Annotated in this window: 7 protein-coding genes; all 7 read left to right on the forward strand. The window is 32.7% G+C overall.

Features of this window, described 5'->3' with window-relative positions:
* Positions 1 to 248 precede the first annotated feature (248 nt).
* The 7 genes from Q1K37_RS07270 to Q1K37_RS07300 all read left to right on the forward strand — a co-directional run bounded on the left by Q1K37_RS07270 (position 249) and on the right by Q1K37_RS07300 (position 8,932).
* The gene (locus Q1K37_RS07270) at positions 249 to 1,535 is read left to right on the forward strand and encodes a dicarboxylate/amino acid:cation symporter (protein WP_300410899.1); all 1,287 of its coding nucleotides are present in this window, start codon (positions 249 to 251) and stop codon (positions 1,533 to 1,535) included.
* A gap of 178 nt (positions 1,536 to 1,713) precedes the next feature.
* A complete protein-coding gene (locus tag Q1K37_RS07275; RefSeq protein ID WP_300410901.1) occupies positions 1,714 to 3,969 on the forward strand; it encodes a cell wall-binding repeat-containing protein in 2,256 nt (751 codons plus the stop codon).
* A gap of 15 nt (positions 3,970 to 3,984) precedes the next feature.
* Positions 3,985 to 5,700 (forward strand): ABC transporter substrate-binding protein, encoded by a 1,716-nt coding sequence (locus Q1K37_RS07280; protein WP_300410903.1) that lies wholly within the window; start codon positions 3,985 to 3,987, stop codon positions 5,698 to 5,700.
* A 131-nt stretch (positions 5,701 to 5,831) separates the two neighbouring features.
* Complete coding sequence (locus Q1K37_RS07285; RefSeq protein ID WP_300410905.1) at positions 5,832 to 6,788, forward strand: ABC transporter permease; 957 nt, start codon at positions 5,832 to 5,834, stop codon at positions 6,786 to 6,788.
* Positions 6,785 to 7,561 carry an ABC transporter permease gene (locus Q1K37_RS07290; protein ID WP_300410907.1) on the forward strand — a complete coding sequence of 259 codons (777 nt, stop codon included), beginning with the start codon at positions 6,785 to 6,787 and terminating at the stop codon, positions 7,559 to 7,561. The genes Q1K37_RS07285 and Q1K37_RS07290 overlap by 4 nt, the downstream gene beginning before the upstream one ends.
* Positions 7,548 to 8,291: an ABC transporter ATP-binding protein gene (locus tag Q1K37_RS07295; RefSeq protein WP_300410909.1), complete on the forward strand. Its 744-nt coding sequence runs from the start codon at positions 7,548 to 7,550 to the stop codon at positions 8,289 to 8,291. Before Q1K37_RS07290 ends, Q1K37_RS07295 begins: the two co-directional genes overlap by 14 nt.
* Positions 8,292 to 8,299: 8 nt before the next feature.
* Complete coding sequence (locus tag Q1K37_RS07300) at positions 8,300 to 8,932, forward strand: ATP-binding cassette domain-containing protein (protein ID WP_300410911.1); 633 nt, start codon at positions 8,300 to 8,302, stop codon at positions 8,930 to 8,932.
* The last annotated feature ends 257 nt before the right edge of the window (positions 8,933 to 9,189 follow it).

Genomic DNA, 9,189 nt, shown 5'->3' on the forward strand with positions numbered 1-9,189 from the left:
GCACAAATGTTAAAAAACAAACGTTAAAAACGAATTTGATCCTGAAATCATACATGATTTCCAGCTCAATTCGTTTTTCTTAAATTGGGTATGTATATAATAGTTCGTGATTTTCTTGGTAAAATAAATAGTTTCGTGATAATCAGATTTGTATTATATCATACTAATTTAGTAGGAAACTTGACCGAGAAGATTATACGGTTGTATAATAAACGTACAAAAAATTTAATTGATAGGAGTGTTATTTAATGAAAATTTGGGCTTTAGTTGCCGCTTTTGTTCTTTTTGCCGTTTTATTTTTCATGGCAAAGAAAAAAGTAAACTTCGGCGCTAGAACGATTATTGCAGCCCTACTTGGTATAGGACTGGGACTTGCTTTTAAAGGCAATGTAGATTATGTTACAGTTTTCGGTTCTATATACGCAAATCTATTATTTGCGATAGTAGTACCGCTATTATTCACATCCATAGTTAGTACTGTGGTATCTTTAGAGAGTATTGAGAAGATGAGGTCTATTGGAGCGAAGACCATTGGAATCCTAAGTTTGCACAATGTACTAGGATCCATTTTAGGACTTATTCTAGGAGTTTTATTTAAAATTGGTACAAATAGTTCTTTAACTGTACCTGCAAACGCAGAGGTAAAAGAGGTTCCACCATTTACTGAAGCCTTTGTAAACTTCTTCCCTGACAATGTAATTGGAAATATGGCAGAGGCGAAAGTAATTCCAACTATTATATTTGCAGTTTTATTGGGACTTGCAATTCTTCAACTTGAAGAAAGAGGAGAAGGAGAAAAGTCAAAACCATTTATGAGCTTTATAAACTCAGCTGCAGCAGTAATATTTAGATTTACTGGTATGATTATAGACTTTACACCATATGCAGTACTGGCACTTATGGCAAATGCGGTGTCAAGAACAGACATGGCAAGTATAAAACCTCTATTGTTAGTGTTGATACTGACTTATGTGGCTTCAATATTCCACTCTTATATTACAACAGGAGCACTACTTGCACTATTTGCTAAAGTAAATCCTATAACATTCTTCAAGAAGTACTTCCCAGTACAACTTATTGGATTTACTACACAGTCTTCAGTTGGTACCATACCAGCAAATACTCAAAACCTTACAGAAAAGATGGGAGTTTCAGAAAAGGTTGCAACCTTTGTAGCTTCTACAGGTTCATCAGTAGGAATGCCAGGTTGTGCAGGGTTCTGGCCAGTTCTTTCAGCTATATTAACCCTTAATGTAATGGGCCAACAATTTACAGTAGGTCAATATGTAATGCTTATAATTGTGGCATTGGCAGTTTCCCTTGGAACAGTAGGAGTTCCAGGAACAGCTACCATAACAACAACAGCGGTTTTCGTAGCCATGGGACTTCCAGTAGAAATGGTTGTTCTTATGAGTCCAATCTCAATGATTGCAGATATGGGTAGAACAGCAACAAATGTTACAGCAGCAGGATCATCAGCGGTTATTGTTGCAGCAAGTGAAAATGAATTAGATAGAGAAGTTTTTAATTCTTAATAGTAAGGATAGTTAAAGGGAAGCGAAATGCTTCCTTTTATTATGCCTTTTTTGTTTGTAATCGAGCACTTTTTCTAATAGGTTAATTCTAGGTTAAGGATAATTACATATATAAATAATTAACAGGGTAGATTAATAAAGTATTAAATGTTAAAATGGTAACAAGGACGGTGATTTAATGAGGAAATATTTAAAAATTCTTTTGGCAATTGCTCTTGTAGTTCTTCTACCGACTACAGATCTTGCAAAGGAAAGTAAAAGAATTTATGGAAAGGACAGATATGAAACGGCATTGGAAATAAGCAGACGATATGTCAAAACTTCTGATAAGGTCATAGTTTTGTCAGGTGAAAGTTATCCCGATGCTATTTCTGCATCCGCACTTTCTGCTGAAAGGGGATACCCTATATTTTTAGCTAGAAAAAATAGTGTATCAAAGGAAGTAATAGAAGAAATTAAGAGGGTAAAACCTAACGAAATCCTTCTAATAGGAGGAGATACTACTATATCAGAGAATGTAAAAGAGGCTCTGTCAAAGGTTGCAGTTGTAAAACGAATTTCTGGAAAGGATAGGTATGAAACATCTCTTGAAGTCTTTGAGTACAAGAAGGGATTAAATTCAAAGTCTAGAAGGGTTGTTTTTGCATCTGGTAGGAATTTTGCTGATGCTCTTGTAGCGGCTCCATATATCTGTGATGAAGGTTCTGTCATTCTTTATGATGAAGGTTGTGGCATTGATTTAAAAAAATATAGTCCAGAATTGATATTTGGTGGAAAGACCAGCCTTCCTGGGTTTGAGAATGTGGAAAGAATTTCTGGAAAGGATAGATATGAAACTTCTATAAAATTGGCTAAATTGTTCGATTCTAATACTGTAGTTTTTGCCAGTGGGAAAGATTATCCTGATGCTTTAGCAGGAGCGCTTGTTGCAAGGACAGAAGAAGCTCCAATTATTTTAATTAAAAATGATCACATTCCAAATGGTGTAAAAAAATATATTAAAGAAAGTAAAATAGAAAAAGCAATTTTCTTAGGCGGTAAAACTTCTATTTCTAATGACGTTTTGAAAGAAATTGATGGCTTATTATATGAGGAAAATAAAAGCGAAGAAACTAGAATAAGCGATAATAAAATAAAGCTTAACAAAGATGAATTAATAAATGAATTAAAAATCGGAAAAGAGCTTGTGAAATCTAAGATGTCTCCGGAAGATAGATTGATTTTAGAAGATTCTATAAGTCAAGCAGAAAATGCGTTAAAGAAAGCAAAGAAGCAAGAAGATATAGATAAAGCTATAGAGAAATTAAGAGAAATTATAAACAAAACACAAAAGAAAGTATATATTGACATTGAGGATGAACTGTTTAGAAAGGTATTAAACAAAAATCTATCCATGGATCGAAAGGAAAATAGTCCTATCACTGTTGAAGAGATGGAAAGTTTGAAGGAAATTTCTATTTTTCTGGATAAGGATGGAAAGCCAACTTACGGTGAAAAATTTGATTATTCTATTTTAGGTATCCCAAAGGATTTATCTGGAACTAAGGATTTTAAATTTGCTGTTTCAAGGGGAATAAAAAGCATAAAGGGGATAGAATATGCAATTAATCTTGAAAAACTAAAAATTAATGAAAATGAAATAGCAGACATCAACCCTTTAAAAGGTCTAAGAAAATTAAAATATTTAGAAATTCAAAGAAATAGAATTGTTGATATTTCTCCTCTAAAAGATTTAAAAAATCTTGAATTTTTAAAGCTTTACAATAACTTGATTGAGGATGTAACACCTTTGGAAGGGCTGACAAACCTTACGGGTTTAGATCTACATTACAATGTTACAGTTGAAGGGGACGAATACAATAAGATTATATCTAAGGGGATTACAGATATTTCACCATTAAAGAACTTAAAGAAGTTAGAATTTTTAGATATTTCTGCCAACAGGATTGAGGATATTTCTATTGTCAAAGACTTTCCAAATATTGTGGATTTGGACTTTACAGGCAATAGAGTTAATGACTACACTGGGCTTGGTAAATTTATAGCTGAAAGGCTTCCTAGACAATTTGAAGGATTTGGAAGTATAGGATTTTCAAGTCAATCTGTAAGGATTGATGAGAAATTAAAATATAGTGAAAATCCTATTTCATTTGAAAATCCATATAAGGGTTTTGATGAACTTGAAAAGGGATTAGAAGAAGCTTTTATGATGGAAGAAGAGATAAATCTTTTAGAATACCTAGAAGCGGATTTTCCAGGTATTAATGCTTCTTATGATAAGGAAATCAATAAAATAAATCTAGATATAGCTAAAGAGGTGCTTTTAGAAAATAGAGGAAAAGAAATAGTTGTGAACTTAAATATCAATTTTTTAGGTGCCTTTGAGTGGAAGATTAAAGATATTACCATTCAAATAGGAGAAGATATCAAATAAAATTAGGAGGAATTTATGGGAAAAAATTTATTGAAAAAAATTTTGAGCGTGTTTTTGGTATTTGCTTTTGTAGTTGCGCCTCTTTCTGCATGTGGGAAGAAAGATGGTGGAGATGCTACTGGAGGTAAATCCGAAAGTACTGAATCGGTAAGTGACAATAAGGAAAAAAAGGATACGGATGAATTAATATATGGTATTACTTCATCACCTGAAGGAAATTTTAATCCACTTTTCTTTAACACTCAATATGACGGTAATGTGGTTTCTTTGGTATATGACTCATTACTTAGATTAAATTCAAATATTGAAATTGAACCTGCTATGGCGGAAAAGTATGAAATGACAGAAGACGGAAAGAAAATTACCTTTACTTTAAAGGATGGGCTTAAGTTTCATGACGGTCAACCTCTTACAAGTGCTGATGTTAAATTCACTTTGGAAGCTTTAGCAAATAAAGACTATGAAGGTGACTTAGCAAGTTATGTGGAATCAATTACAGGATTTGAAGCTTTTAATAAGGGTGAAGCAAAGGATTTGACGGGAATTGCTACTCCTGATGAAAAAACTGTTGAGATATCCTTTGATGTGCCTTATTCTCCAGTATTAATAAATATTGGTACTTTAGGAATAATTCCTAAACATGTATGGGAAAAGATAGATTTTGCTAATTGGGCGAAATCAGAAAAAGAATTGGCAAATCCTATAGGGTCTGGTCCTTATAAGTTTGAAGAGTTTAAACAAGGAGAGTTTGTAAAGCTTATTGCAAATGAAGATTATTATGATGGAACTCCAAAGTTAAATAAATTTACTTTTAAAGTTGTAAATGAAGATACTGTAACAGCAGAACTTATTAATGGAACTGTTGACTTAGCTGATATTTCTGGAGTTAAAGCAGATGACGAAACCAAACTAAAGGATGAAAATGTGACGGTTAAAAGATATCCTAACTCGAAAATTCAGTATATGGGATTTAATTTAAGAAATGATATATTAAAGGATATCAATGTTAGAACCGCTGTTGCTTATGGAATAGACAGAGAAGCTATAGTTAAGGGACTGTTGGAAGGTAATGGAGAAGTTATAGATACACCTATGGTACCAACTCTTTGGTCCTATCCGAAGGAAGGTTTAGTTGAATATAAAAAGGACGTTGAAAAGGCTAAAGAACTTTTAAAATCTGCGGGCTATGAAGATACTGACAATAGTGGTTATGTAGATAAAGATGGAAAAGATTTAGAACTTTCATTAGACGTTCCGACTGGTGATCAAATTAGAGAACAAACTGGAACGATTATCCAAAATGATTTGAAAGATATAGGTATAAAAGTTAATTTAGAACCTAGAGAGTTTGAAGCGGTAATGGAAAAAGTTGTTGGTAACCATGACTTTGAACTATATTTAATGGGTAATACTTTGGATGCTGATCCAGATCCAACTCCTTACTGGAGATCAACTCAAGCTTCTGACGAACCAGGAGTTTATGGATGGAATATAGCTGCTTTTAAAAATGAAGAAGCGGATAAGCTTATGGATTTAAATAGACAACAAATCAATGTGGATGAAAGAGCTAATACTCTTAAGGATTTTGGTAAGATATTGAATAAAGAATTGCCATGGATTCCGCTATATGCTTCAGATATTGTAAAAGCTTACAATGCAGGGTTAAAAAACTATGAACCTAATACTTTCGTGGATTTTTACAATGTACAAAACTGGGAATTAGTAAAATAATAATTTTAATAGGCTGGCTCGATAGGGTCGGCCTATTTATAAAATAGTGAAATTTACTTGTACCTAGTAATACAAAACAAAGAGTTAATAGAAAAATATTAAAATAGATGGAACGGAAAGGTAATATTATTATGAAAAAAATAACTAAAAGGTTAGGGATAATAGTAGCTATGGTTATTGGAATTTCAATGCTGATGTTTGTCCTTATGCAGATGATTCCAGGAAACCCTTACTCGAGTTATATAAAGCAGGGAATGAGTCCAGAACAAATTGAAAATATGTTGAGAAATAAAGGCTACTATGATCCTCTTCCTGTTAAATTTGGGAAGTGGTTTTTATCCTTTATCAGATTTGATTTTGGAAATTCTATTCAATATAATAGACCGGTCATTAAGGTAATTCTTGAAAGAATACCAAATACTATAATGCTGACAATACCCTCATTGATATTTGCAGTTATTCTATCGGTGTTAATTGGGAGATATGTAGCGTTTAAAGGAGGGTTTATCTATAAACTAGTTGATGTTATATCCATGGTTGGTATATCAATGCCTACATTTCTTATAGCGATTATTTTAATAAAATGGCTTGCCTTTGACAATAAAATTTTCCCGATTTCTGGTACTGGAGAATTAGCACAGGGGTCTAAATTGCCTATTTGGCTAAATAGGATATATCATGGTGTATTACCGGTTATCGTATTAACTTTCATTCAATTTTCCGCCCTAGTAAGGTATGTTATAGGATTTATGAAAAGGGTTAGAAATGAAGATTATATTAAAACCTATAGGGGTTTTGGAATGACGGAATATCGTGCTTATAAAAAAATTGGATTTAAAAACATAGCTCCAAAACTATTGATTATGGTACTTATGGAAGTTCCGGGGATAATTTCTGGAATGTTGATAACGGAAACTGTTTTTGTTTGGCCTGGTATTGGTAGGTTGAATTATGATGCAGTTATGGCAAGAGACTATCCATTGATACTTGGAATTATAATGATTATTTCAGTAATGGTTCTAATTTCCAATCTGATAGCAGATATTTTGAGTTCAAGACTTGACAGACGTTTAGAGGTGATGGAATGAAAAAAGTGTATATTAGTATTTTGGCTATTTTAATGTTATTTATTTGGGTTGGACCGATTTTTCATCCTGTTGACCCTGCTAAAACTGATTTAGGAAGCATTCAAAGACCTCCAGAAAGCGACCACCTTTTAGGAACAGATGGACTAGGTAGAGATATTCTAGTTAGACTTATGCACGGGGGGAGAAAATCTGTTGTAATATCTTTCACTTCAACAGTTCTAAAAATGCTATTGTCTTTGACTCTCGCTTTTTTAGCGTCAGGATCTAAAAGAATAGAAAATTTTATCATGAGAATAGTAGATGTTTTTATGTGTTTTCCCTTTTATGTTCTGGCTTTATGTATAGCGGCTTTTATAGGATCCAACGTTAGAAATCTCATCTTAGTAATTGTCGTCTTCACATTTGCTCCTGCAACAAGACTCTTGGTAAATGAGATTAAGGTTATAAAGGACATGGAGTTTATCCAATTGCTTAAGGTAAATGGAATTAAAAGTTCTGTAATTCTTTTTAAACATATCATTCCAAATATTAGAGATACTCTATTGGTCATATTTACAAGCTCTATGGCACAGGCGATTTTAATGGAAGCTAGTCTATCTTTTTTAGGATTCGGCATAAAGGAACCACAGACAAGTCTAGGTACGATCTTGGCTGTTGCGTTAAATATATTAAATGTTAAAGACAAATGGTGGATGTGGCTTCCGGCAGGTGTTTTAGTAGTGTTGTTAGTCTTTTCGATTCAAGGATTAGGTGAAGAATATGCTGGAAGTTAGAGATTTAACGATAAGCAGTAAAAATAAGGTGCTTGTAGATGGTATTGATTTTGCAATCAATAATAATGAGGTAATTTCAATTATTGGAGAATCTGGTTCTGGAAAATCCCTTACAGCAACTGCTATTATGGGTCTATTGGACAAAAGTTTAAATAAAAGTGGGGAAATTATATTTGAAGGAAAGAATCTTCTTTTTTTAAAGGATAACCAGATGGCAAAAATCAGGTTAAAAAAGATTGCTATGATATATCAAAACCCCTTCAACGCCTTAGTACCAGTAATGACCATAGAAAAACAATTGGAGTATATCTATAAAATTCAAAAGAAAAATGTAGATTGGCCGAGGATTAAGAAGTTAATGGAAGAAGTAGATTTGTCTTTGGAATATTTAAAAAAATACCCTTATGAACTGTCGGGAGGAGAGCTTCAACGTGTTGTCATTGTAACCGCTATGTTGTTACGTCCTAAGCTTTTGATTTGTGATGAGCCAACTACTGCCTTGGATAGTCAAACGGGTCTTAGGATTATTTCATTGATACAACGATTAAAGAATGAATATGGAATATCCGTTTTATTTATAAGTCATGACTTAACTTTAGCAAGAATTATAGCTGATAGGGTTTTAATTATGAAAAAAGGAAAGATTATTGAAGAGGGACCTGCAAAAGAGGTTTATAATAATCCAAAAGAAGATTATACAAAAGAGCTTTTAAAGGCTTCGGAGTTTTAGGTGGGAAAATGGATAATAAAAAAACTTTGAGTATAAATAAATTAAGTGTTGCATATAAAGACAAGGTTGTGCTTGATAATATAAATCTTGAACTTGGTTTAAAATGCTATGGTTTAATGGGAAAGTCAGGTAGCGGGAAGTCTACTTTTATTAAGGCTATACTCGGTCTTATTCCCTATGAGGGGGAGATTTACCTAGATAATAAAATAGTTAAGAAAAACAGGAAGGGATTTCAAGTGGTGTTTCAAAATTCGTTCAAATCCTTTGATCCAACTTTTACAATTAGACAGTCAATCGAGGAATTGTGTAGAGCAAATGGTACATCATTTGATTTAGATGAACTATTTGAAAGTTACGGGATGAATAAGAATCTTTTAGATAAAAAGCCTAAAAGCCTTTCTGGGGGAGAGTTACAAAGAGCTTCCATTATTAGGGCGGTAGCTCAAAAACCAAAAGTATTATTATTAGACGAGCCTACTGCTTCTTTAGATGTTTTGAATCAAAAAAAGATTCTTCAAATGATAAAAGGAATTAGCGATACGGTTATTATTTTGGTAAGTCATGATTTAAAGACTATTGATTACACCTGTGACGAAAAACTTATATTAGACAAAGAAAAGAAAAACATAGTTTTCATTTAAAATAGGGGTTGATTTTCTCCAAGGAGGGTATTATAATAGATAACCTAAATTTTAATTGCAGTTTTCTTCCTTATATATTATAAGGGGGAGTTGGAGTTTTTTTAAAACAAGATACTTCAATTTTTGTTTTCGTGTTATAATAATTTAATCGAGGTTTTTCTTGATTTTCTTTTTATTTTATGTTACAATACTGGAATGTAATATCCTGAATTTGACAGTAAAAAAAGAGCAAATCTCCTGTAAGCCTTGCAATAGCT

The sequence above is a fragment of the Lagierella sp. genome (assembly GCF_029983815.1).
GTDB lineage: Bacteria > Bacillota > Clostridia > Tissierellales > Peptoniphilaceae > Mediannikoviicoccus.